14 protein-coding genes are annotated in these 24,818 nt (G+C 58.2%); 6 read left to right on the top strand and 8 right to left on the bottom strand.

What is annotated here, in order from left to right; genetic code table 11:
- Positions 1–24: 24 nt before the first annotated feature.
- The 3 genes from FNZ07_RS04545 to FNZ07_RS04535 all read right to left on the bottom strand — a co-directional run bounded on the left by FNZ07_RS04545 (position 25) and on the right by FNZ07_RS04535 (position 10,664).
- A complete protein-coding gene (locus FNZ07_RS04545; RefSeq protein WP_091011809.1) occupies positions 25–8,571 on the bottom strand; it encodes an RHS repeat domain-containing protein in 8,547 nt (2,848 codons plus the stop codon).
- Between the two features lie 57 nt (positions 8,572–8,628).
- Positions 8,629–9,480: a hypothetical protein gene (locus FNZ07_RS04540; RefSeq protein WP_144269458.1), complete on the bottom strand. Its 852-nt coding sequence runs from the start codon at positions 9,478–9,480 to the stop codon at positions 8,629–8,631.
- 302 nt (positions 9,481–9,782) lie between these two features.
- Positions 9,783–10,664 carry an aldo/keto reductase family oxidoreductase gene (locus tag FNZ07_RS04535; protein ID WP_091011805.1) on the bottom strand — a complete coding sequence of 294 codons (882 nt, stop codon included), beginning with the start codon at positions 10,662–10,664 and terminating at the stop codon, positions 9,783–9,785.
- Between the two features lie 104 nt (positions 10,665–10,768).
- Between FNZ07_RS04535 and FNZ07_RS04530 the strand changes: the two genes are divergently transcribed.
- On the top strand, positions 10,769–11,683 hold the full coding sequence (locus FNZ07_RS04530) for a LysR family transcriptional regulator (protein WP_091011803.1): 915 nt from the start codon (positions 10,769–10,771) through the stop codon (positions 11,681–11,683).
- 799 nt (positions 11,684–12,482) lie between these two features.
- On the opposite strand, the gene FNZ07_RS04525 is transcribed toward FNZ07_RS04530, so the two are convergent.
- The gene (locus FNZ07_RS04525) at positions 12,483–13,505 is read right to left on the bottom strand and encodes a LysR family transcriptional regulator (RefSeq protein WP_091011798.1); all 1,023 of its coding nucleotides are present in this window, start codon (positions 13,503–13,505) and stop codon (positions 12,483–12,485) included.
- Positions 13,506–13,750: 245 nt separating this feature from the next.
- Here FNZ07_RS04525 and FNZ07_RS04520 point away from each other — a divergent pair, with 245 nt between their 5' ends.
- Complete coding sequence (locus tag FNZ07_RS04520) at positions 13,751–14,815, top strand: porin (RefSeq protein WP_091011796.1); 1,065 nt, start codon at positions 13,751–13,753, stop codon at positions 14,813–14,815.
- Positions 14,816–14,892: 77 nt separating this feature from the next.
- Here the strand turns inward: FNZ07_RS04520 and FNZ07_RS04515 are convergent, their stop codons facing one another.
- The 4 genes from FNZ07_RS04515 to FNZ07_RS04500 form a co-directional block, all read right to left on the bottom strand.
- Complete coding sequence (locus tag FNZ07_RS04515; RefSeq protein ID WP_091011794.1) at positions 14,893–16,329, bottom strand: MFS transporter; 1,437 nt, start codon at positions 16,327–16,329, stop codon at positions 14,893–14,895.
- A gap of 238 nt (positions 16,330–16,567) precedes the next feature.
- Positions 16,568–17,491 (bottom strand): dihydrodipicolinate synthase family protein, encoded by a 924-nt coding sequence (locus FNZ07_RS04510; protein WP_091011792.1) that lies wholly within the window; start codon positions 17,489–17,491, stop codon positions 16,568–16,570.
- Positions 17,492–17,773: 282 nt separating this feature from the next.
- On the bottom strand, positions 17,774–18,556 hold the full coding sequence (locus FNZ07_RS04505; RefSeq protein ID WP_091011790.1) for an SDR family NAD(P)-dependent oxidoreductase: 783 nt from the start codon (positions 18,554–18,556) through the stop codon (positions 17,774–17,776).
- Positions 18,557–18,578: 22 nt separating this feature from the next.
- Positions 18,579–18,989, bottom strand: a complete 411-nt coding sequence (locus FNZ07_RS04500; protein ID WP_091011788.1) for a GNAT family N-acetyltransferase — start codon at positions 18,987–18,989, stop codon at positions 18,579–18,581.
- 117 nt (positions 18,990–19,106) lie between these two features.
- On the opposite strand from FNZ07_RS04500, the gene FNZ07_RS04495 reads away from it, so the two are divergent.
- The 4 genes from FNZ07_RS04495 to FNZ07_RS04480 all read left to right on the top strand — a co-directional run bounded on the left by FNZ07_RS04495 (position 19,107) and on the right by FNZ07_RS04480 (position 24,815).
- Positions 19,107–21,014: a M3 family metallopeptidase gene (locus tag FNZ07_RS04495; protein ID WP_091011786.1), complete on the top strand. Its 1,908-nt coding sequence runs from the start codon at positions 19,107–19,109 to the stop codon at positions 21,012–21,014.
- A 136-nt stretch (positions 21,015–21,150) separates the two neighbouring features.
- Positions 21,151–22,161, top strand: a complete 1,011-nt coding sequence (locus FNZ07_RS04490) for a Type 1 glutamine amidotransferase-like domain-containing protein (RefSeq protein ID WP_091011785.1) — start codon at positions 21,151–21,153, stop codon at positions 22,159–22,161.
- A 386-nt stretch (positions 22,162–22,547) separates the two neighbouring features.
- Positions 22,548–23,771 carry a retropepsin-like aspartic protease gene (locus FNZ07_RS04485; protein ID WP_170275664.1) on the top strand — a complete coding sequence of 408 codons (1,224 nt, stop codon included), beginning with the start codon at positions 22,548–22,550 and terminating at the stop codon, positions 23,769–23,771.
- Between the two features lie 129 nt (positions 23,772–23,900).
- Complete coding sequence (locus tag FNZ07_RS04480; RefSeq protein ID WP_091011783.1) at positions 23,901–24,815, top strand: PhzF family phenazine biosynthesis protein; 915 nt, start codon at positions 23,901–23,903, stop codon at positions 24,813–24,815.
- The last annotated feature ends 3 nt before the right edge of the window (positions 24,816–24,818 follow it).

Raw genomic sequence — 24,818 nt, 5'->3', positions numbered from 1 at the left:
ATCGAGTCCGCCTGTGCGTTCGCTTCAGCTAACCGACATGGTGCCGTAGGACCGGTTCAACGACGAACCCGTCAGTAACCCGGTCACCTCGTTTGTATCATTGCGCGCAAGCTGCAACTCAGCCTGAACATTCTGCGCTTGTGCGCCAGGTACTGGCGCCGGCGCCGGTTCACCACGCCGTGAGTTGCCAAAGCGATCAGAGATCGCATCCGAAATTTCCGAACTGTCGTTAACCAGGATGTCACCCAGGCCGAACGGTGCCCCGCCCGCGGCACCGACCCACGTCGCCTGCGCAAGCCCCTTGCTCCATGGCTGGTGCTCGATTGCGTTGGTCGCGATCTGGGTCAGATCGTTCGCCGTGATGCCCTCACCCACGTTGATGATCATTTTCAGCGTCCCGCGCAGCAACAGGTTGCTGACTCCCTTCAGTGCCGGACCCGCAGTCAGACTGGCGCCAAAAGACATCACGCCGAATATTGCCCCGCTAACAGCGCCCCCGGCGAGTGCTTCATCGAAACCCTTGCGCGTGAATTCGTGCCCCGGCCTGCAATCGTACTGAAAACCTGCCGTACCGACGCCAAACATCGTGTTGGTGGTGATCTGCGTGGCGAAGTTGGCCACTGTGGTTCCCGCTTTGGCGAGCCCAAGGAACTCTTGCGGCACTCGCAGGGTGACATTGAATATCGACGATGAAGTGGACGTCGCAGCGGGCTCCGCTGCAGTTGTTGCGGCAACGGTCGTGTCGGTTGTTTCGGTGGTTAGTTCGGCGGTCAAATCCGCTGTTACCAGGGTGTCGGCTATCCCTTCTTCAGCCGTTGCCGTGACTACTGCTGCAGCGCCGAACGTGAAGAAACTCAGCACGAGGCCGGCGACGGCGAGCGCCGCCATGCCCACACCAATGCCGATCTGCGCACCGACGGTCATCTTGTTGCCGCTCGGATCGCCAAATACGAGCGGGTTGTTGCCGACAAATAAGTAGGGACTCGCGAATTGCCGCGCGGTATCGGCCGCGAGAAAGCGCCGCAGATCGGGTGAGTAGAGGCGCGCACCGAAGTTATAGAGTCCGGTCTCGTCGTCGTATTCCTTACCCATGAAACGGAACGGCACGGCGTCCTGACTCGAACCTGTCGCCGAAGCGAGCGAGCCGAATGCCCGATAGGCGAATTGCGCGACAAGCTGGTTCTGACTGTTGACCGTCGCGAACACCGTATGCGCGGAATCGTTGAGCGGGAAATAGCACTGGTCGCTGACTGCGGCGATCAGTCCGGTCGGGCCGTAGACGAGCGCCGACCAGGTGCCGTCGCGCTGCACGGTCAGTGGGTTGCGGCTCAGTCCGCTGAACGTGATGTCAGCCTGCGCAGCGCCGCTGACCATCTTGAGTACGCGCTGGCCGAAGCTGTTATAGGCAAAGCGCACGGCCATACTACCGTCGCCCGTCGCGATGCCTTGCACGAGGTTCAGCGCAGGATCGTAGTCGATGCTTTCGCTACCGGTGTTGATCAGATTGCCGCGTGCGTTATAGACAAACGAAGTGGGTGTGCCGCCGTCGACAGTAAGCGTGCTCAATTGATCGGTACCGGCGGTATTCTCGAACGCGTAAGCCGCACTACCGTCCTGCGTTAACGACCAGATATTGCCGTTCGCATCGTACTGGTCGATCTGCTCGCTGCCGATAGACGAGTCGCCGACGAGTGCTGTGACGACACGTCCCTGGGCGTCGTATGTGTAGGTGGTTTGCGTTGTTTGTGGCGTGTCGAACGCCAGCGCTAGAGTGCGGCTTTGTGGATAGCCGTTCGCGAAGTATTCATAGCCGAGCGTAAATGCAGCGTCATTCGCGCCCTGCACGGTGACGCTTTGCGAGGCCGGCCATCCCGGCGATGCGTATTCGAATGCACCTGTTAGTGCGCCGTTATTGCGGACCTCCAGTTCGACATCACCATCTGCTGTGTACGTGTACGACGCGATGTCCGTTGGCGTCGTGATCGACGAACCTATGCTCACGACCCGGGCGGCAGCATCGTAGCCATAGAACGCATTGCGCAGCGGCGACGAGGCCGGATAGGTGATCTGCAGTACCTGGTCGAGATTGTTGTACGCATACGCTATCGTGCCGCTCGCCGACGGTTGTCCGTCCACGGCGAGCGTGACAGCAATCACGCGGCCGTCGAAGTCGTATGTGAACTGTTCGTGGACCGTAACCGGCTGTGCGCCACTGACGTTCGCTGGTGCCTGATTGAACGTCAATGCAACGGTCTTGCGACCGATTTGCGTCGGGTCATTGCCGTCGCCGTCGTAGTGGTAGCTGCGAACGACAGTAAACGGTACGTCGCCATGTGGCCATGACGCGTCATTGGCTTTTTTCTGCAGGGTGGTCACGTCCCACGTTTGCGCGACGGTGCCTTCCTCGACTGTGCGGCCGAGCGCGTCGTACCGGTAGTAGATGAAGCCGACATCGTTTGGGTCGAGTGACGGTTGTACAAAGCGTAGCCGGCACGCGGCATCGCAAATGATCGACGTCAAACCGCTGTTCGGATCGGTGATCTGCGTGGTTCTACCCGCGCCGTCGCGCTGCAGTTGAGACGCAAAAGCGGAGGAGTCCGATTGCGGCGAGGTCGTGAAGCTGTTGGGTTCGCTGATCGACGTGTTGCTCGCCGATGCAGTGAAATCCACACTGGCGAGACTCTGTCCTGAGACAGCACCCGTCTCGTCACTGATGCTCGCAGCGACATTGCGTCCCTTTGTGTCGCGCAGGGACATCAACTGGTTTTTAACGGGGCTGGTCACCGTTTGCGTGGCGTAGTTTTCGGGTAACCCGAATGCATCGCTGGTGTTCGCGCCAAAACCGATCTGCGTCGTCTGACGCGTTGCCGGTGTGGTTTCCTGCAGATCGTGCACCGCATAGTCTTTACCGGGCACACCCTGTTCGAGGCGGCGCTTGCGGGGCGATGCTTCGAAGCGGTAACCGTAGTAGGGATAGCCTTCGTCGTTGGAGCGGCTAACGGGACCGTCGCTTTGCCCGGCGTAGTAATCGGCGATATCGCCCGTCATGACCCAACTGTCCTGCATCGATGCGAGGAAAGCATTCACGTCGACGAAGCCAGTATGGAAGGTCAGGAGCGGCAGCGTCGCGCCGCTGCCGAAGCTCGCCGGCGCAAGCCGCGTAATGGCCACCGTGCGCCCGATTGCGTCGGAGATTACAGCTGAGATGACCGCATCGCTGCCGAGCCATTGGTGCGTCTGGCACTTCTGTCCGGAGGCGTCGCGGAAGCCCACACTCATGCGTGGGCCGGCCAGCATCGCCAGATTCGACAGCGCAAATGCATTGGGGCCGGTCGACAGCGAAACGACACTGGGTTTGCCGCAAGCAAGCGATGCACTGAACAGCAGTTGCCCATCGCCGAAGAACAGCACGTTGCTGTTGCCCATGACGAGCAGCCATTGCGCAGGCACGTTGGGTGGCGTGCCAAGCGGGCTTTGCACGGTGCTGCCATCTGGCGCGGCGAATGAGAACCCACTGGAAGGATCGAAGGCGATCGTGTACCCGGAACCGAACGTGATACCGAGCGGCCCGGCAAGCGTGCCGTTCGTCACCAGATCGAAGTAGAGCGCGGTGCTCGTCGCGTCGCCGACATGACCGCTATTGCCGCCTTGCCAGCTCAGCGTATCGGAAGTCGTGGCGGTGTGTTGCAGCGTGCCGTTCGTACGGTTCCAGTTGCCAGGATAGTTGCTCGCCGACCAGTGCTGTTGCCATTGGTCGCCATTCAGAAACGTTTCGAGTACGCCACCGTCCGCGGGGCTCAGCGACAGATCCGCATTCGGTGCGCTGGCGTCAAAGGTATTGCTGGCATTTCCTTCACGCGACAGAAACGCTACCGACATCGTCTTTACCTGCTCGTCCGCGCCGGTCGTTGCGGTCAGACGCTGGAACCCGTTGTAAAGACGGCGCATCGTGGTGCCCGACGCGTCGACCGTCGCGGTGAGCAGGCGATACGACGGATCGTAGATGCGCGCCGACATCTTGCCGAGTAATGGCGCGACGAAGATGTCGTCGAGCAGTACGGCATCGCTACTGTTGTTGGCCGCCGCGACATCCAGCGCGACGCTTTGCTGCCCGGCCTTGATCGGAATGCCGAGCGTCTGGTAGGTCCATATGCCGCTCGTGTCGGCGAATGCCGCGCCTAGCGGCTCACCCGCGACTCCATCGACGGTGACTGTCACGCTGAAGCCGGTGCCAGTAGTCGATGTGAAGCCGGACGGCGTCTTGTACCAGAAGCCAAGCAGATAGGTCGTATCGATGTTCGGCGGCGTGATTCCAACCGATAGCGATCCTTCCCCTGCGGCGCCAAGACTCAGGCTAGCCGTACCAGTATGCGCATCGTCGCTCACCGGCGTGCAGCCGTTGATGCTCCAGCCGTTAGTCGACTCGTAACTTTCGAAGCCCAGATACGCACATTCGCCATCCGCCAGCGACGCGTTGGTGAACAGCGCAACCGCAAACGTCGAGCCGATGCTGTATTGCGTCGATTGCACGACGCCGGTCGGATCCCGCGTCTGCGCAGGTTGACCGTATGGCGTGTAGGCGAGCACGAAATTCGACGGCAGCCAGCCTTTGGGTATCTCACCGGTCTGGTAGTCCCCGAATGGAAACGGCACGTGACCGGTGCCGTCCCATACGAAATTACCGGACTTGGACGGTACCTGTACATCGCCGCCGTACGCAGAGGCAAAGCTCGCGAACGTGCTCGCCGTGGCTTGCGAGACCACGCGGCTACCGCCTTCGCGTTCCCAGTACGTGACGGCTTGCGCAACGTCGCTCAAACGATGCGTTGCGAGCATGGCCGCCGACACGTTGGTCTCATCGACCTGATAGGCGAAGAGTGTGTCGGCCGTGAACGTTTCGAGCTGACCTGTGCCGCCATATGTCGTGCTACGGCTCGATACGACCTGGCCCGAGAACGGTGCGGAAAATCCATTGTCGACATAGCGCGAGTGCTGCGTGCTTGTCACACCATCCTCGATGCTGGTCTGAGCGGTCTGGCACAGGAAGCCGCCATTCAGGTTCAAAACCGGTGCCTGTGGATCGTCCGCGGAGGACGCGCGGGTCGGATAGACTTGCCATTTGGTGGTCGACTGGGCGAGCAGATTGCCGTTCGCGTCATAGGTTTGTTGCTGATGCAACTGCCCGTCGAGCATGTTGTAGAAGTCGGCACCGTCGAGCACCTTCAAGCCGTTCAGATACCGGTTCACCGTCCAGCCAAACGCCGGTTGAGATGGATCACTGGTACCGGGGTAGACGGTCGCCTCGTAGTACTTGAAGACCTCACCGGTCGGATCGCACGCTGCAGAATGCGCATCCGGTACGAAGCTGTATGCGCTGGTTTGTCCGAGGCCGTTGTCGACGGCGAGACCTGTGACGGCGTAGTGAATCAGATTGCCTTCGACAGCGTCGCCCGCATAGGCGTGCAGGATGATTTGCGAGGCGTTGTCGAAATCTCTGTCTGCGCCTGGATAGGCGACGAACATGTTCATTCCACCGGGACTGGTTCCTGCGCCAGTGTCACCCTCTTCGCTCGTATAGATGCGCTGTCCGGAAAACGGTTGTGCTTTGACCGATACCCGACCGTTGCGCAGCATGGTGGCCGCAACCTGATCGCTGCTATCGGCTGCGGAATCGAAGACGTAATACGCGAGAAAATCAGGCGCTTCGTCGATCACCGCTTCCGAGTTCAGGACATAAACACCGTCGCCATCAAGCACCTGATTAACGAGCGCCTGAACATCGGCGCGCGGATTGCGTTGCATGACGTTGTCCCAACTGCACGCTGTGTTCCGGTAGTACAGGTACTGTCCGAGTGTCAGCCAGTCTGTACCGCCGCTCGAAGGCCAGTTGGCAGTGGCATAAAACGTCGTCGGATTCGTCAAGGTCTGCGTGGGTGTGACCGGTGCACGTGTCCACGTGGTGCAATCGGTGTCCGGATCGAATGACAGTACCTGCGCCGCTGGGTCGCCTCCACCGTTCGGGTACGCAAGAATCTGGGCAACGTAATCCGGTCCATACGTATAGCGCTGCTGCAGGCCAGATGGAGCATATGACACGTTCAGGCTGTCATTCTCGAGCCACGTGGCGCCATTGAAGCGCAGCACATGCCCGGAGACAGCGACGAGCTCATTGCCGACCACGCTGGGAATCCAGCTAATCGGGAAGTTGCTGTCCATCACGTCGGTAAAGTCGAACGACGGTACGGGCAGCAATGGGCGATACAACTCATCCCATTGGACGATGGCCAGCGTATAGGAGATCTCCGTTGCGCCCGCAAAAGTCAGACTGCTGACAAGCACTAGTGAGTCGGAGGGTGTCAGTGCAATATCGCTCGGATCGGATGCGGAAAAGTTCGGTATCTGTAGCGTCGCTGCGGCGTTCCAGTTGAGACAGGCGTCGAGCGCAAAGATCGAGACGTTGCCCTGTAGATCGAGTAGCAGGTAGTACTCGTTGCAGGCGGTTACCGTCAGTTGCTGCGGCTGCGGCGGACAACTTTCACATGTCCAGGCCGCATCGCTCCAGCGCCAGGTCACGCGATCATAGGACGTCGATCCGTTCACGGCGTTCGTGGTGGCGGCGATCAGGAACGTGCTGCCGCCTTCCAGTGCCACGCTGCCGCTGGCTCCGGAGTAGGTAAGGCTCGGTGTATTCAGACCGGTCTGCGTGCCATTGATGGTTGCCGCTACCCACTGCGAAGGACGTGCATTGTCTTTCTGAAAGACATACACGGTGGTGTTGTTCTGGCCGTCGCCCGGCACGAACGAAAGCGCGAAGAAATCTTCGCATGCGATCACATCGAGCGTGTCCAGCGTGAGCCCGGCGCCCGCGTTGCTGTAGATCACGCTGTCGCTGGTGGGTTGCCACAGTTGCCAGTTGCCGAGCCAGCTGTATACCTGCAGTGACAACGCGCCGTTCGCCGGCGAGTACCACGTGACCACGGCATAGCCATCGCCGAAAAACACGCGCGGTGTGGCGCCGGTGAATGTTCCGCCTGAAGGCGGCGAAACTGTGTACGAGCGATTGCAGATATCGAGCGATTGCTTCGTGTAACTGTACGTTGCTATCGCACCCTGGCTGTACGTGATGGATTTGAGCGCACCCGGGCTCGCACCGTCCCCGGTCGCGTCGAAGTAGTAGTCGAACGCGAGCCCGGGAAGACTGTCGCCGCTCGCATTGGTGAGTGTGATGCCGGTGAGAAAACGTTTGCAGGTGTCGCCGAACAATTCGCCTTGCGAAGACGTCACATTGGCAACGGGACTACCCGCGCCGCCCGCCGGACTGGAGGGTTGGTACGCCAGGGTAAAGGTGAACAGCGTTGCGCCGCTCGTGTCCAGGACGGTGACGCCTTGCAGGTACAGCGTTTCGTACTGGTCCTGGTAAGCGTTCGCGTTGGTGTTCGGCACGGCCTTGTGCGGGTCTGCATATTCGCGCGGGCTCTCCGGCGTGGCGTTGCTCCATTCCTTGTCGTCGTAAGTGAGCTGGACGGTTCGCCCGAATACGTCAGTCATGCCGGTCAGGTAACACGCTTTCGTATAGGGCAAGCCGTCGGGGCCGACGCGCTGTTCGACGGTCGGTAGCAAACCATCGGACAATCGCGGCCAGTCGTTGTAGCGATAGCTGACCGAGTCGCCCCATACATTGGTGACCTGGCAAAGGTGCCAGGCGCACGCGTACTGGACCTGTCCTTCGGTTCGCGCGCTGTCACCCTGCCACAGCGCAACAGGTGCACCCGATGAGTCGGTGCCCGACGACCAGCGCACACCCCACTCGACACTGTTGCCTGCCGCGGTTGCGTAGCCCTGTTGCGTATTTGCCGTCACGCCGCCAAACGACTGCCTCAAGCCGCCATTGTTGACGATGACCCAGCGCTCGTAGCAGGGATAGTAAAGAATCTTCCAGAACTGATAGTTGACGAGCTGGTACGACTCTCCACCGTCGAACACATCGAGATCGTCGCCGTTGAGCGCGAGATTGAATAGCTGCTGGTTGTCGCCGTCGGCCAGCAGCCATGCCGATGAACCCGTAAGCGTGACGAGTGTGTTTGCCGACAATGGCAGGCCGAGTGCACCGAATGCTGCGACGATCGCGGCCGGGACCGTGTCACCGTTGCCGAGCAACGCCGCTAGCGAGCCGTCCAGCGAGAGGACAAACGGATTGTCGGGCTCGCGTGCGAGATCGGTGGAGATGCTCTGGCTGACGTAGCTGTAGCTACGCGTGGCAGCGACGAGGGAACCCGTACCGTTGAGCACGATCGTCGGTATCGGCATGCTCCACCCGAGGCCGAGTGTGCTGGTCGGCGCGTCGAGGTTCCAGGTGGTTGCATCCTGAAGGACATTGCTCTGATACAGCAGCGCGATGCTCAGATCGAGGTTGTCGCCGGTGCGGCGTCCGGGCATCGACAGCAAGGTCTGCGTGAAATTGATGTCGCCACGAAACAGATTGACGCTGCTGCGCAGGTCCCCGACGCTACTTGAATCGAACTGAAACGAGCGAATAGCGGGGATCTGCGAATTGTCGGAATCCGCAGCCATGATGGGCTCCTTCGATGTGACAGCTCGAGCAGGGGTGTTTCTTCTTCGGGTTCTGCTTCAGGCCTGAATGCCTATCACGACGATGGAGGCGTAGCTATTGCTGTTGTCCTGATTGTTACCTGAATCGTCATACATCCATGCCCAGACGCCGTTCGTCTGCGCGTAACTCGAACTGCTCGGGTCGACCCAGGTTCTGTTGTTGCCCGCACCGATTGCCTTAACGTGGTGGTCGTCGGAGTCGGGATATTGCACCTGGAAACCGGTCAGGAAGCTGACCGCGGCGCTGATCGGCGTACCCATTTGAATAACCGGCTCGTTCGACGATGACTGCGCTTGATACGGAACAATGACGAAGCCGGGGGCGGACATCGATGTAGCGATCAACGATCCGGTCGCGGTCGGGTTAACAGCCTGGTTGCCTGATGCATCGTTCATGCCCGCAGTGACGGCGATGTAGCCGACATTGCTCGATTGCGACGCACTGACCGAGGCTTCAACCAGGTTGACGTGATGATCCGTGGTGCCGTAGCTCAGGAAGAACCCGTCAAGGACGGACTGCAAGATATTGTTCCCGTTAGGCAGCGTGATTCCGTTACTCTGCTGACCGTTTCCCACCGTAACCGGCGAACTCAGCACGATCTGGTTCGATGAGCCACCCGCCCATGCGATGACTGTGACCGTGACATACGACGAGCTGAGATCGATGTTGTGGCCCGACGCGTCCTGCAACACGACGTTGGCCCCGACGTTCACCTGTGCGCCGCCTGGCCAGTTCGTCGTCAGTTGGATACTCATTTGTTCGACGTGGTGGTCGTCGCTTCCGTATGACAACTGGAACGAGGCGACACCCGCGAGAAATTGAGTAAAAGAATTGTCGAAAGTGAATGCCGTGGAGCCGCCGTTCATCACGACGTTTTGACTTTGTATTTCAAGGGCCATTTCGTTTTCCCCCGTCGCCGACTGTGTCGTAGCGCTGGGTATATTGTCTTATGAAATAACGAAAATCAAGGTCGACTTGCTGCTTCCTTTTGCATTGGGGGTGAGACAAATTCAGTATGGAGGCGGTTACATAACTCGCGTAAAAACGCGCGCCATATCGGCGAATATGACGAAGAATTTCTATGGGGAGATTTACGCTTTGTACCCTGATTGCAATTGCGTACGGGCGCAATTGTTCAGGCAGCGCTGATCTCCCGTTAAGCCTTCTCCGATCAATGCGCAGTGTTGTCTCGACCGATCGCATCCAGCTCGGCGAGAACCTCGTCCGTCAGCGCGCACTGCGCTGCCTGCATGTTTTCACGCAGATGCCCAACCGATGACGTCCCCGGGATCAGCAGAATGTTCGGTGCACGATAAAGAAGCCACGCGAGCGCAACCTGCATCGGCGTCGCACCGATCGTCTGGGCAATCTTCGACAGTGCCGACGACTGTATCGGTGAGAACCCACCAAGTGGGAAGAACGGCACATAAGCGATGCCTTTGGCAGCCAGTTCATCGACCAGCGCGTCATCGTCGCGTTGAACCAGGTTGTACTGGTTCTGAACGCAAACAATCTCGACAATGCGTTGCGCTTCGGCGACCTGAGTCGACGTTGCGTTGCTCAGGCCGATGTGACGAACGAGTCCTTTGCGCTGCAGTTCGGCAAGCGCGGTGACCTGTTTTTCAATCGAGCCTTCCGCAGGCGCGTGGACGTTACCCATGATCCGCAGATTGACGACATCGAGCACGTCGAGGCCGAGATTGCGCAGATTGTCGTGAACGCCTCGCGCGATCTCTTCCGGCTCCTGCGCCGGAATCCACGCGGCGTCTTCGCCGCGGCGCGCGCCGATCTTGGTGACGATCAGCAGATCGTCCCGGTAGGGATGGAGCGCTTCGCGAATGATCTGATTGGTGACGTGCGGCCCGTAGAAGTCGCTTGTATCGATGTGATCGACACCGAGCGCGATCGCTTCGCGCAGCACGGCGACGGCTGCGACGCGGTCCTTCGGCGGGCCGAATACGCCGGGGCCGGCGAGCTGCATGGCACCGTAGCCGACGCGGGACACGGAGCGACCGGCGAACTGGAATGTGTTGTTGGGGATGAACTTCGACATGGCGCTACTCCTTGGTAAGTGTTGAGCCGGAGTATGGGCAGGCTTGCGTTGTTTGATAATCCGATCTAGATTGAACGGGTCGTTCAAAAAAGTGAACAATAGCCATGGAGTTCAACGATCTTGCCGCGTTCGTTTCGGTTGCTCGCGCGGGTGGCTTTCGCGATGCCGCCCGAACTGGCGGTGTCTCCGCGTCGAGCCTCAGTATTGCGGTGCGTCGCCTCGAATCGAAGCTCGGTTTGCGGTTGCTCAACCGGACCACACGAAGTGTGGTTCCGACGGAAGCGGGATTGCGTCTCATCGAAAGACTGACTCCGCTATTCAGCGAGATGGAAGCGGCGCTCGATGTCCTGAACACGTTCCGGGACAAACCGAGTGGGACGCTCAAACTCAACATGCCGTCGAGCGCCGCGCGCATCGTGTTGCCATCCGTCATTGCCGCGTTTCTGAAAACCTATCCCGACATTCGTGTGGAGGTCGTGGTTGAGGATGGATTCGTCGATGTGCTGTCGATTGGTTGCGATGCGGGCATTCGTTACGACGAACGACTCGAGCAGGACATGATCGCGGTTCCGATCGGGCCGCGCGTGCAGCGCTTTGCTACAGCGGCGGCGCCGTCCTATCTAGATGCGAATGGAAGACCAGATCATCCGGGCGAACTGCTTGCGCATGCATGTTTGCGCGGCCAGTTTGCGGGCGGCGCGAAGCCAACTTGGGATTTCGAACAGAACGGCGAAGTGGTACGGCTGGATCCTACGGGTCCGCTGCTCGTCAGACCGGGTGCAGCAGTCGATCTTGCGATCAGTGCGGCTGTTGCCGGCGTCGGTGTGATCCACCTGTTTGAGGACATGTTGCGTCCGCATCTGGATAGCGGCGCGCTTGAGCCGATTCTGGAGCCTTGGTGGCAGCGTTTTTCGGGGCCGTTCCTCTACTATCCCGGACGTCGCCATCTGCCTGCGCCGTTGCGTGCCTTTGTCGATTTTTTGAAGGCTCGCGCTGAGGTGGCGGGCGTGGAGCGTTAAGCCATGAGTGCTCTCATGAGTTATCGCTTGCTAAAAGATCACCGCTTTGTGCATGGCTAGACGTGGAAGAGCGCCTGACGAGTCAGGCGCTCTTCCAACTTGTCCACTCCTTAAAGCGGTTTGCTTCTTACGACTTGCTTAAAGCACACGAAAATAAACGAGCCCGCGTATTGCCCAGCCCCGTAACCAGCTAGCGATGGCTACAGGAGGGGCCGTGGGCCAGCCACTCTTCGGCGGATCGGGCTCGGAAGCCGACGATACATATGCGTCGTTCTCCGCTTCGTCAAGCGCTGTGTGCTGCCAGTATTCGTAAGGTTGAAAGATCCTCGTGAGCGGGAGGTGTACTGCGTTCCTTCCGCTGGCGTGGTGCTGTTCGGCTTCCCAACCTGTCGACCGCGCCGGACCTTTGGTCGGGTAGATCGCCTCATTCGAGTGGTTGGTGTAGTCGTGTGACGACTTGGTGTTTTCCATTTTTCATCTCCGTTGGTGATGCAGTGATGCCGGTAACGGAGACGCCATAAAAGCAAAAGGCCTCGTCCGTATTCCCGGCGAGGCCCGTTGACTCCAATGCTGCAAATCTAACGCAAGCAGGCCTCCAGTGGCACGCCCAGACGGGCGCCCATGCGGTTGTACTTGGCGAAGGAGGAGGCAATTGGTGTCAACATTCGAGCAGTTTCGATGTGATTGCGTGCGTTGTCAACTGATGTGCTGTCGTTTGTTGGAGACATTCGGTTGGGTGGGAGTGTGGTCGATCGGTTCGTTTTAGTGGAAAGCGGTTCGAACGAATGACGAGAGGTCGTTACTTTTTTCGGCTAGTCGGAATTGAGCGATCTGAACGTTTCTGCTTTGTGGTCGCATCTCGCGCCGGAGCGACACGCTCATGCCGGTCAATGCCTTGAGCTGCGAGACCATCGTACCCGCCTGACTCCGACAACTCGGAGGCGACACTCTTCAATGTCGCTATCACAATCCGAAGCGCAGGCGTCATCGTTCCCTGGCGCGAACTGGCAAGCGTCACAAAGCGCGTGATGTTCGGCTTGATGATTCTTGCCGCGCGCAAACGCCCGGCGCGAACGTCCGGAGCAATGGCCCACGGCCCGAGTACGGCGTATCCGCGGCCGCTTGCTGCCACCTCCCGCTGAACGGCGAGCGAGTCTGCTTCCAGCACGGTCCGCAGTTCGATACCAGCCAGACGTGCCTCGTCGTCCAGTAAATTTCGCAGGCGATTTGGACGTCCCGGCAGTATCAAAGGCAAATCGGCGAGCCGCCGAAATTCGACGGCTTCACGTTGCAACACGGGCGAATCCGGCGCGCCCACGAGATAGGTTTCGATGGTAGCGAGCGTCGCAAGCCGCTCGGTCGTCATGGCACGTTCTGCGTGAAAGAGAATGGCGAGGTCGACACGCCCACTGTCCAGCCACGTTTCTACCTCGCCCAACTGACTCTCACGCACGTTCAGACGAATGTCTGGATAGGACGAGTTGATGCGCTCACATAAGGTGGTTATCAGTGGATGTGCCGTCGACGGCAAAATTCCGATGCGCACTTCTCCGAACGGCGCGCCCGACGAAGTCTGTATTTCGTTGAAAAGCTGGTCGGTGTCTGCAATCCACGCGCGTATTCGCGGAATAATCCGTTCGCCGAACCCGGTCAGCTTCACGCCGCGCCCGGTACGTTCAAACAGTCGCCCTCCGCATTCACGCTCGAACTCCGCAATCTGCCTGCTGATATTCGACTGGACGGTTTGCCGAAGTGCAGCAACGCGACTGATGCTTCCCAGCTCTGCCACTTCGACAAACAATTTGAAAATTTCCCGGTCCATCGCTGTCTCCGCCTATCTCTTCTAAAGCATATCTGAATTCCCTTCGATGCTTCTATCGGCATGTATTTTCGTTGCTTACACTCACCCAAAAGACGACGAAATTGCCGGGTGCAACGCAACGCTCGAGCGCCCGGCAATGGAGACGGGCATACGCGAACACCCAGGCAAATCTCCCTACCGAGAGCTTTCTTGCGCTCCCGGCGGGTGTGACTGCGCCAAAGAAAATACTTAAGGAGACGTCGCAGATGAATCCCGACCGAAGTGTGCCCTTTGGCCACAGATTGCCCCCATGTTCCGTTACTGTGGCATCTATTTGTTTATGGGCAGGAGTCGTTCAAGCTCAGTCATCCTCTGCAGACTCATCCGCTCCGATTCAACTATACGGCCTGGTAGGCACATATATCGCGCAGTCAAAACTGGGCAGCACGCCGCAAGGTAGCGTCGCGTTAGGCGGCGGCGGTCTGACGACATCGTTCTGGGGGCTCCGCGGCAAAGAAGACCGGGGGGGCGGATACGCAACTGTTTTCGTGCTAGAAAGTTTCTTTCGTCCAAACACAGGTCAAATGGGAAGAAACACTACAGACGGCTTGTTCTCGCGAAATGCCTACGTAGGCTTCGCGACCCCGTATGGCATCTTCCGGTTCGGCGAACAGACCACACACACCTATCTCAACCAGATTTTGCTGAACCCGTTCGGCTCTTCCGTCGTATTCGCTCCCTTGGTGGTCCAGTCATACACCGCCTCGTACAACAACACTGTCGCTGGCGACACGGTCTGGGCTAACGTCGCGAGCTACGAGACGGCACCGTACAAAGGCATTACCGGCACTGTGCAATATGGTGCCAGTGGCATGGCGGGCGACCAGGGACACGACAACGTTGCGCTGAATCTCAACTACGACAACGGTCCACTGCAGATCGCACTGTCCGCACAACGCGTTCGTGTCGCGCTCAACATGCCGAACGTCCAGCAGTATCTATATCTCGCTGGTGTCACGTACAACGCTAACTTCACCAAGGTCTATGCGGCCGTGCAAACGACCAATACGACGACCACACAAGTCGGCTCACATACCTACGAGCTAGGCCTCTCCATTCCTGCTACGCTCACCTCCGCTGTGCTGGTCGAATGGGCGATGACGAGGCGCTCGGCACCGAAGGACCAGGACTCGATTCGAAACACGGCGTCGCTCGGCTACGACTACTTCCTCTCGAAGCGGACGGACGCCTATGCTGTCTACTCATTCGACAAGCTTAGCGCGAAGCCCTCTGGAAACAGTTACGGCGTGGGTATGAGACATACATTCTGAGTTCCCTCAGACATCCCCTTCGAAACGCCGTCTGGAGAAAGAATCCGCTCAAGCCTCGAAGACGACCTGCGTTCCTTTTAAGGCGAGATTTCTTCGAGCGAGCGATTGGTCGTTTCAATCATGGCGCGAGACGCCAGCAATCCAACAATGGTCGACGCTGCGAACATAAGGAATACCGCAGAAATCCCATGACCCGACAACACGACGCCGACCATGGCCGGCGCGGCGGCGGAGGCGACCCTCAGCCATGACGTCGCGAGTCCAGTCCCGATTGCTCGCATCCGGGTCGGATAGATCTCAGGCGTGTACAAATAGAGCATCACTGTTGTCGTTCCCATCACCGCGTAAGCCGATGATCCCAGTAACATCACCGACCAGGGACTGCCATGCGACATCGTGCCGACTATCAGCAGCAGTAGCCCACTAATCGCAAAAGTAGCCATGGCCCAGCGGCGACGTCCCACGCGGTCAACCAGGAAAGCACAGAGCAACACGGCGCATGCACTGAGAACGTTTGATAACGATGCCATGTGCAGCGACTCTTGCAGAGGAAGGTGGTACACCGTGTGATACAGGCTAGGGAGCCAATTGTTGATGCCATTGGCCACGAAGTAAGAACTTGCCCACAGCAGCCAGACAATCAGCGTACGACCGCGGTAGACGTCCGAGAACAGTTCTCTCCATGATGCCTTCCTGCGCGATTGGCTCGCGTCGCGAATCTTCGAGAGCCGTCGCTCAACCTCCACCCAGTTCCGCTCGACATCCAGCTTGCGACGCGTCGTACTGGCCTCAATCTTCTCGATGACTGATTCTGCTTCGTCGTAACGTCCCTTTGATATAAGCCAGCGCGGTGACTCGGGCAGACGTGCTATGCACAGCATCACAAGAAGGCCTGGGAGTGCACCGACCAGGAACATGCATTCCCAGCCGAAACGCGGGACGACGAATGCGCCGATCTGTGCCGCCCCGAGCAGCCCTAAAGGGAAAATCAGTTCGTAAAGAAGGAAGAATCGGCCGCGACCATGCGCTTGGCTCAACTCGCTGATATAGGTTGCCGCAACGGGTACTTCTCCGCCGACGCCGATGCCCTGCATAAATCGTGCGAGAAAGAGGAGCTGTAAATTCCCCGCAAACGCACATGCAATGCCCATGACTGACATGATTCCAACGGTCGTGGTGGCACTGGGCACACGTCCAAAACGCTCCGCGATCCAGCCGAAGGTCAGTGCCCCGGCAAACTGTCCCAGATAGCCGGCAGCGATGAGCACACCGATTTGCATCGGCGAGAGATGCCAGAGCCCGACCAGCACCGGCAACGCGAAGGCGAGCGAGAGCGCATCGAACGCGTCGAAGAACGTGGCACTCCCCATAATAATGCGGGCTCTGGTGTGCCACCGGCTAAACGGAACGTTCTCGATACGGAAAAGCAAGTGTGCAGCGCGTACGACAGGTTCGGATTGAGTACTCGCCCTATGGTCGGAGCCAACCACAGCGTCTGCCAGTATCTTGCTCATTGTGTCTCCACCCAGTCCAACGACAGCAGGCTCTACTTTGGCCCACTTATATGATTCATAACAGCCCCGTCTGCCCTGCATTCGGGCGACGCTCGCTATGGCGAGCCCGTCATATGGCCAGGCTTGCAACTGGTCATATGAGACTGCGGCACCGCGCCGTGGGCTAAGGCTATTCCGCTCTCAGCCCATACGCCCGGCAGATGACGCGCTATTGCATCGGCTAACACCGTACCGTCTATCAGTCGACAAGACCGGCAGAGCGCAGCGCCTGAGCGATTTCAATATCTGCGCCTTCCTGCAGAGGCAGCAGCGGCGAGCGAACCGTTGCATGTTCCAGGATGCCACGGGCTACCAGGCCGTGCTTGAGCGCCACCGTACCTTCCATATGCGAGCCGCGGTGATACACCGAGCGCGTGACGGGCAGCAGACGGTCGTGGATAGCGCGTGCTGTTTTGTAATCCTTCGCCTTGCCTGCCTTGATGAGGTCGATAAGAGGCTCGGGCGCCAGACTGCCGTAGCCAACCAGCGCGCCGTCGACGTCGAACATCGTGTGCAGCAGGTATTCATCGTGACACGTCAAGATTTGCAGCTCTGGACGCTCGCGGCGGATGACGGGGATTTCCGTGTCCCAGCGACGCATATTACGCACGCCATTCTTCATGGCGAACACGCCCGGCTGAGCAGCAATTTCCAACTGGGTCTTGAGGTTGTAGGTTGCCTTGGTGGCGTCCGGGTACTGAAAGAGAATCAACGGCAGTCCACTTTCTTCGTGGATGGCGCGATAACGGTCCTGAGGTGCGCCATCCTGGTAGCCGAAGCGCAGCCAACCGTGCGATGGATACACCAGACCCGCCGAAGCGCCGGCCTCGACTGCTCGCTTCGCTTCAAGCGATGCGACCTGTGTCCCCTCCAGCGTGATACCGGCGATGACCGGAATCTTGTTGTCGACCGACTTGACGAAGCTCTCGATGACCTTCTGCTGTTCATCCGCCGTCATAAAGGTACCTTCGCCGGCGTGACCGAGTACGGTCAGACCTTTAACGCCTTCGATGCTTCCAAGCCATGAACCAAGGCGCTGGATGGCTGTGTGGTCTACGGCGCCGTCACGGGTGAAGGGGGTAACGGGAGCGGGAACCAGTCCCTTGAGGTCGATGCTTTTCATACTGTCTCCGAGTTGTCGAACAGTTACGTGTCTGGACGCATCCCCGTTTGGGGAACAGGCCACTGTCAACTCGCCGTGGAGCCTGGCCGTTTTGCCTGCGCGTCACTTAGCGGGTATGGAGACTAGTGTAGGCACCGGAGAAATATCGAGGAAGGCATAAGGGTGCATTTCAGATATCTCAAAGAAAAGATGTCTATGAGATGCAAGGTGTAGCACTGGGTGAACCAAACTACAGATACTTCAAACCCTGGGAAGCTCTCTGGGAGCGTGGTTGATCGGTTCTCATCGAATGTGTGGAATGGAAACACCGCCATCAACCATCAAAGTCTGTCCGGTAACGAAACGCGCTTCGTCAGTCGACAGCCAGACGGCGACATCGCCTGCATCGGCTGGATCTCCGATACGGCGTAGTGGCGTGTAAGACTCGATCAAATCCACGTGTTCATCACCACCGAGTCTTTCGAACATCGGCGTTCTGATGGCGCCGGGATTGATGTTGTTGATGCGGATGTTGTGTGGACCGTACTCGATCGCTACGGCGCGAATCAAGGCATCGAGGCCGCCTTTGCTGGCGGAATAAGCGGTTGATCCAGGCGACGCTCCCTTTGCCAGAAAGGACGATGTATTGACGATCGAGCCGCCGTTGCCGAGATTCAACATTGCGGCAATCTCGTACTTGATCGACAGCCACGCGCCTTTAAGGTTGATCGCAATGACCTCGTCGAAATCTTCCTCGGTGAGTTCTGTAATGGGAGCGAAGGACCCTTCGATCCCCGCGTTATTGAACGCGACATCCAGGCGGCCATAGCGCTCGATGGTCATGTCAACCATGTCGCGTACCTGTTGAGCGACGGCTACGTCGGTGGGAACAGCGAAACCTGTTCCCCCATTCGTCGTGATAAGCCGGACCGTTTCGTCGATCTCCTCGCTGCGCCGGCCAGCGACGACGACCTGTGCACCTTCTGCGGCATACGCCAAAGCGGCGGCGCGCCCGATACCTGTTCCACCTCCAGTGACAAGTGCGACACGACCTTCAAGCCGGCGAGATGGGAATGATTGAGGCATGATTTCCTAGGATGGTTATCGTTCAAAGACGCTTGCGAAAGAAATAGCGCTCATACTCCCCCGCCATTTCAGTGAGACGCCCCCACTCGGCGTAACCGAGCTTTCGATAAAGCTCGGGCGCTTGAAAGCTGAGGGTATCGACGATCGCGTGCTTGCAGCCACGCCGCCTTGCCTCTGCCTCAGCAGCGGACATTAACGCCGTTGCATGACCGAATTTTCGATGTCGTTCGTCGACCCACAGGAACGAAACGTCCAGATACTGCCAGTAGGTTTTGGCGGTCAGTCCGCCTATGATCTGGCCATCGTCGTCCCGAGCGAATACACAAAGCGGTTGTACGTCGCGTGGAGTGAAGCGTCTGTTATACGTTCGGGTTTGCTCGATGACGAAAGCTTCGTCGTCGGCATCGGGGTGGTCTGTCAGATCAAGGTGCATGGCATGTTCTTCGTAGAAGGCGAGGTCATTGTCACAGATTTCTTTAGCACATTGAACATGTCATTCGACGTCGCGACATGAATCATCGACAATCGACAGTACGTGTGGAGCGGCAGGATGAGTGCTCCAAAAATCAACAAACAGTGTCCACCCCGAGAGCCCACCGCCGTGAATTCCGCACAGTCGTTCTTCGACAACCTCAATCAAGACTATCTGAGCATTCATCGCCGGGAAGGCGAGCTTTACTGGTTGACGCACACGGGGCAGAGCGATGACCACGCGGCGCTTGCGGCTGCGTCGCTGGAACGAAAGTTATTCACAGGTGATGCATCGCGTCTCGCTCAGTGCAAACACCATCTTGCTACGCTCGGCGCTGCCGCATCGGCCTCGTCCGATGATGCGCTGGTCAACGGATTGAAAGGTTGGGTCCGCGTTTTCGAAAGTAATGCGACGGGGAGTCCACATGCGGAAGCGTTGCTGAAGGAGCTGTCCGAACTCAATGCCGATCTGTATGCCCGGCGGCAGTCCTATGAGCTCAAACATATCGATGACTCTGGCGCGCGCGTATCCGCATCTCCCGCCGCGCTTCGTACCAACCTGGCGACGAATCACGACGAGGACGCGCGCAAAAGCTCACACGAGGCGCTGCATGGCCTCGAACGCTGGGTGCTTGAAAGCGGCTTCCTTGACATTGTGTCGAAGCGCAACGCGCTTGCCCGAGAGCTGGGTTTCGACGACTTCTTTGAATACCGTTTGCACGCGCGTAGCGGCATAACGTCAAAGCAACTATTCGCGGTCTTCGATCAGTTCGAGAAAATGACACGCGAGTCGCATCGCGAATCGCAACGGCGGCTTGTACAACAGCACGGGGCGCACGCGCTGTTGCCACACAATCTTATGTACCGACTTCGTGGAGAGATGACAGGTGGCGACGACCAGTACTTTCCGTTTGCCAAGGCGCTTGAGCGTTGGTCAGAGTCGTTCCGACGGATGGGTGTGTCGTATCGGGGTGCACGCATGGAGATCGATATGCTCGACCGGCCCGGCAAATTTCCAACCGGGTTCTGCGTTGTACTGGTACCCAGTTATGTCGACGACGCGTCAGGCTGGATGCCCGCGGACATACGCTTCACGTCGACTGCGCGACCGGCTCAACCAGGTGCAGGAGTGAAGGGCCTTAAGGTGCTCTTCCATGAAGCTGGACATGCCGCACATCTTGCGAACGTTGCCCGCAACTCGCCGTGTTTCGCCCAGGAGTTCGCTCCGACTACGCCCGCTTTTCTGGAAACGCAGGCCAAGTTCTTCGACGCGCTGCCCGCCGATCCATGCTGGTTGAAGCGCTACGCGACGGACCGCGATGGAAATTCGATGCCTGACTCAATGATTCGAGAGCGGCTGGAGGCGCACCAGATGTCGCTTGCACATATGGAACGTCGTGATCTGATTCCAACCTATCTCGAGGCAGCGTTGTATCGCATGAGCGACGAGGAGCGCACACCTGACCGCGTCATTGCTGCGGCTTGCGCGATCACCAACGATATCCTCGGCGTCGCGGATCATACGGACCATGTTCTTGCGATGCCCCACCTCGTGTTTCACGATATCGCTGTCTACTATCACGGCTATCTGCTAGCCAAGATGGCTGCGGCGCAAATGCGTGCCTATCTGACGCGCAGGTTGGGATATATCGTGGACAACCCGGCTGTCGGTGCGTTGCTAACGGAACACTGCTGGAAGGCGGGCAACAGCATCACGCTGGACGATGCGCTTGTCAGTCTGACTGGAGAACCGCTGTCAGCGGGTTATCTGGCGGAGGAATGCAATCGTGCTCCAGCCGACGCATGGCGTATTGCTGGGCAGGCGATGCGTGAATTCGATTTGCGAAGTCAGGCGCCGTCAGCTGAGGATCTTGATGCGCGTATCTTCGTTGTTCACGGGGAGCAGTGCGTTGCGACAAATGCGGTGTCGGCTCAGTCGATGTTTGACGACTTTGAAGCGTGGATTGGACGGCAGTTGCGTGACTGATTTGTACGTGCTGGTTGTATCGGCGGTTTGCGCAAACGCTTCTTGAGCGCGCCTGATTGTCCAATCATGTTCTCGCGTGTTTGTTTTTCACGCGGAGATCGTTGTTCGAAGACGGCCCGATAGATCGAGGGATGCTATGCGACGAATTCTTGCGATTGGAGGTTTCTCGACCAGCGAATCGGAGTCGCTCGCCGCGGCTCATATTCGTGACCTCACGGGTAAGGCACACCCCAAAGTGTGTCTCCTGTCCACCCCAACAGGCGACTGGCCGCCGCTGGTTAATCGTTTTGACGACATTTACGGAAAGCTCGGCTGCGAGACGTCCAACGTCGCGTTCTTCGGTGGTGGGGCCGGGGTTCTTTGCATTCATCCGGAAGAAGCGGCGGCGCACCTGCAGCAGCAGGACGCGATCTTTGTCAGTGGCGGCAACGCGCGCTGCGCGGTGGCGTTGTGGAGAGAGTGGGGTTTGGATGCGGCGCTCAAGGACGCATGGGAGCGCGGGGTCTTGCTGTCCGGTATGAGCGCTGGTGCGATTTGCTGGTTTGAACATCACGTCCCTCCAGTCGAGCATCGTAATCTCCCGCTCCGGCGCTGCCTCGGATTTTTACCAGGCAGCTGTGAAGTCCATTACCACTTTGGCGGCGGTAGCCGTCGGCAGGAAGCGTGGGAAACGATGCAGGTGCTCGCGTTGCCTTCTGCGATCGCGATTGACGATGATGCGGCTGTATTGTATGGGGGAGAATCTATCGCTGAAGTGTTCTCCTGGCGCGAGGGTGCGACTGCATACCAACTGGAAAGCCAGCCCGATGGAGTGATCGAGCGAGCGCTAGTGCCAAAGGTAATCGGTTCGTTCTCTTCCAAACCGGAGCGGGAGCCGGTCCCGCTGGCACTTGAGTTGAAGCAGGCGTGTGTCGGGCGATATCAGCTTATGAGCCCGATACAGGTGCTGATCACGATCGAGGGCGAGCAACTGTTTGCTCAGTATGGACAACAGCCGAAGCGCGAGATTTTCCCGCAGAGTGAAAACCAGTTCTTCTGGAAGGTGGTTGATGCGCAAGTCACCTTTGAAAGAGACCGCGACGGAAAAGTGACTTCGCTAGTACATCATCAGAACGGAAGCGACGCTCGTGGCGAGAAACTTGAATGAATGGAATTACGCTGTAGCAGCGCTTACGCCCTCGGAGGACTGAACATGGATCCCAAGCGATTCGCTGCCGTTCTACCGTGGATAACGCTAGTGCGTTTCGCGCCAGGTCTCGCCGTCGTTGCTTACGCCGTTAAAGGGCTAATCGATGCGCTGGTTTATGGGCACGCGGAATTCTGCACCGGAACGAAATACCACACCATATGCAACACCGTTACGACGGCGCAATACGCGGAACTGCACTGGCAAATCCAGATGGACTGGATATATCTCGCACTCGGGCTCGCGCTTGTGCTGGTGGGATGGTTTGTGCCTGGGGGAATACCCAGCGGGAAAGGCAGGTGATCGAACGTCTGCTGTGGCACGAAGATAGATCGAGGAGGGATGACGTGCAACGAATTCTTGCGATTGGCGCTTGCTCGACCGACAAATCAAAGTCGCACCGTTCATCAGCAGACGTTTTCTTCGACGCGACCGCGTTGAGAAGAGCCCTGCGGCATTTATTGCTGAGTACGGTCGTCTGGTCTGGCATCTGTGTGAACGCAGGTGCGCAGATGGTGGAGACTCACCCCGATCCCACATGCCAGCTTACTAAGAACGCTGAAATTCAGATGACCGTACGCGGCGGTCACTTTATCGTACCCGTCGACATCGGAGGCCATTCGTATCCGATGGTTTTGGGCACGGATACCGACAGAACGGCACTCACGCCTGATGCTATCCGGACACTAGCTTTGGTCGAGGATAGTCGGCAAGCGAATGTCGTCAACGGGCTTGCCGGTTCTGCATCGGAATATCCATATACCGTTCCGTCACTCAAGTTTGGCCCATCGGAGTGGGTAAATCTATCCGTGCTCGCAATCAACATGCCGAAAGGAGCATCCATCGATGCTGAGCAACCCATAGGGATACTTGGAGCCGATGTGCTGTCGCGTTACGATCTCGATGTCGATTTCCCTAACAGGACGATGACGCTCTACACCGCGCAAGAGTGCATTGCGCAATTCTTGCCGTGGAAGGGGCGATATTTTGAATACGCCGCCCAACCGCAGTCGAGCTCGAAGCATCGTTTCGTTATACCGGCCACGTTAAATGGCCAAAGCATTCACGGCCTTCTTAGTACGGGCTCGGTACGAACATTGGTGAAGCGATCAATTCTCGCAAAGATTGGGGGCATTCGTGTGGCCCAACTGACGTTCGCACCTTCCAGCACAGGGAACTCGCAGTCGGCAAATGTCGTAGATGTTTATCGATTCGATAGTTTGCAGATTGGACCGAGAAATTACAGGAATGTGCGGCTCCGGATAAGCGATTCGATTCCTGACAGCGAGGATATCGTTTTGGGTCTGGATTTCCTGCGTTCCCGGCGGGTCTGGTTCTCACATTCATCGGGGCGCGTGTTTATGCAGCCCTCGGACGATCAAGAAAAAGTTGAGATTCCGGGCGAGATCATTCAACCTGGCGTGTTCGGTTCGATAAAGCCCGACGCTGAGTCACCGGATGATCTGGTCACGATGCTCAAGAATCATCCAGAGCTTTCGACGCATAGCCATATGACTTACTACCCAAGTGTTCGTGTTGTCGAGCGGACAAGGTTACAACCGCCACCCTGAACCAGAACGAACCACGCAGTCAATTGGCCTGGCCCGGTCTATCGCTGCAGAACTGTATCTGTCCCAGCAGCAACTCATAGCGATAATGATCCACATCGTTAGAGAACCGTCGATCAGGCCAGGAACACAATGAACCGCCGCTACATCACCGCCGATGTCTTCACAGACGAAAAATTCAAAGGCAACCCGGTTGCGATCGTCCTTGATGCTGCCGGCTTGTCGACGAGTCAGATGCAGGCAATCGCGAACGAATTTGCTTACTCTGAAACGACGTTCGTATTGCCTCCCCGCGATGCCGCTCATACCGCCTGGGTCAGAATTTTTACGCCGAGCCGCGAGATACCGTTCGCGGGACACCCGAACATCGGCACGGCGTTTGTGCTTGCTGCAAAGGCGGCATCCGACCGAAATCCGTTGTCAGATCGGCTCGTCTTCGAGGAGTTAGCGGGCCCGGTTCCCGTCAATCAGTTGAAAGAGGGAGGGGTGGTGATTGGCGCGGAGCTTACTGCGCCAGAACCGTTAGCTCGCCTGTCGCACGCCTCCGAAAACCGGGTGGCCGCGTGCCTCTCACTCGCTCCCGACGACATTCGAACCGACACGCATTCTCCGCAGGTCGCCTCTGTCGGTCTTCCATTCCTCGTCGTTGAACTTGCTTCACGCGATGCGCTGCGGCGCTGCGTGCCGAATCTCGTCGAATATAAAAGCTTGCTGCCGATCGACGGTGCCGTGTCCATCTATGCCTATACACGCGACACCGACCGCGCCAGGGTCGGAACTGACTGCGATCTTGAGGCACGGATGTTCACTCCGCGTATGACAGAAGACCCGGCCACAGGCAGCGCGACCGCAGCCACTGCTGCGCTCATCGCTCAGGTTCGAGGTTTGAAGGAGCTGTCATTGTGCGTCGCCCAAGGCGTGGACATGGGGCGCCCAAGCATCCTGTTCGCGACGGTCGACACGCAGGATGGTCATGCAAGGGTTCGAGTCGGCGGTAAATGCGTGAGCGTGATGGAAGGATCGTTTCAGCTCGTGGGCGAAGACTAATCG

This window comes from Paraburkholderia megapolitana (genome assembly GCF_007556815.1).
GTDB lineage: Bacteria > Pseudomonadota > Gammaproteobacteria > Burkholderiales > Burkholderiaceae > Paraburkholderia > Paraburkholderia megapolitana.
The sequence above is the reverse complement of the archived record's forward strand: the minus strand, read 5'-3'. Positions and strand labels throughout refer to the sequence as shown.

Bases quoted from the DNA above. Each gene is read 5' to 3' on its own strand.
- FNZ07_RS04545 (WP_091011809.1), bottom strand. From the start codon at position 8,571: ATGGCTGCGGATTCCGACAATTCGCAGATCCCCGCTATTCGCTCGTTT.
- FNZ07_RS04535 (WP_091011805.1), bottom strand. From the start codon at position 10,664: ATGTCGAAGTTCATCCCCAACAACACATTCCAGTTCGCCGGTCGCTCC.
- FNZ07_RS04530 (WP_091011803.1), top strand. From the start codon at position 10,769: ATGGAGTTCAACGATCTTGCCGCGTTCGTTTCGGTTGCTCGCGCGGGT.
- FNZ07_RS04525 (WP_091011798.1), bottom strand. From the start codon at position 13,505: ATGGACCGGGAAATTTTCAAATTGTTTGTCGAAGTGGCAGAGCTGGGA.
- FNZ07_RS04520 (WP_091011796.1), top strand. From the start codon at position 13,751: ATGAATCCCGACCGAAGTGTGCCCTTTGGCCACAGATTGCCCCCATGT.
- FNZ07_RS04515 (WP_091011794.1), bottom strand. From the start codon at position 16,329: ATGAGCAAGATACTGGCAGACGCTGTGGTTGGCTCCGACCATAGGGCG.
- FNZ07_RS04510 (WP_091011792.1), bottom strand. From the start codon at position 17,491: ATGAAAAGCATCGACCTCAAGGGACTGGTTCCCGCTCCCGTTACCCCC.
- FNZ07_RS04505 (WP_091011790.1), bottom strand. From the start codon at position 18,556: ATGCCTCAATCATTCCCATCTCGCCGGCTTGAAGGTCGTGTCGCACTT.
- FNZ07_RS04500 (WP_091011788.1), bottom strand. From the start codon at position 18,989: ATGCACCTTGATCTGACAGACCACCCCGATGCCGACGACGAAGCTTTC.
- FNZ07_RS04495 (WP_091011786.1), top strand. From the start codon at position 19,107: ATGAGTGCTCCAAAAATCAACAAACAGTGTCCACCCCGAGAGCCCACC.
- FNZ07_RS04490 (WP_091011785.1), top strand. From the start codon at position 21,151: ATGCGACGAATTCTTGCGATTGGAGGTTTCTCGACCAGCGAATCGGAG.
- FNZ07_RS04480 (WP_091011783.1), top strand. From the start codon at position 23,901: ATGAACCGCCGCTACATCACCGCCGATGTCTTCACAGACGAAAAATTC.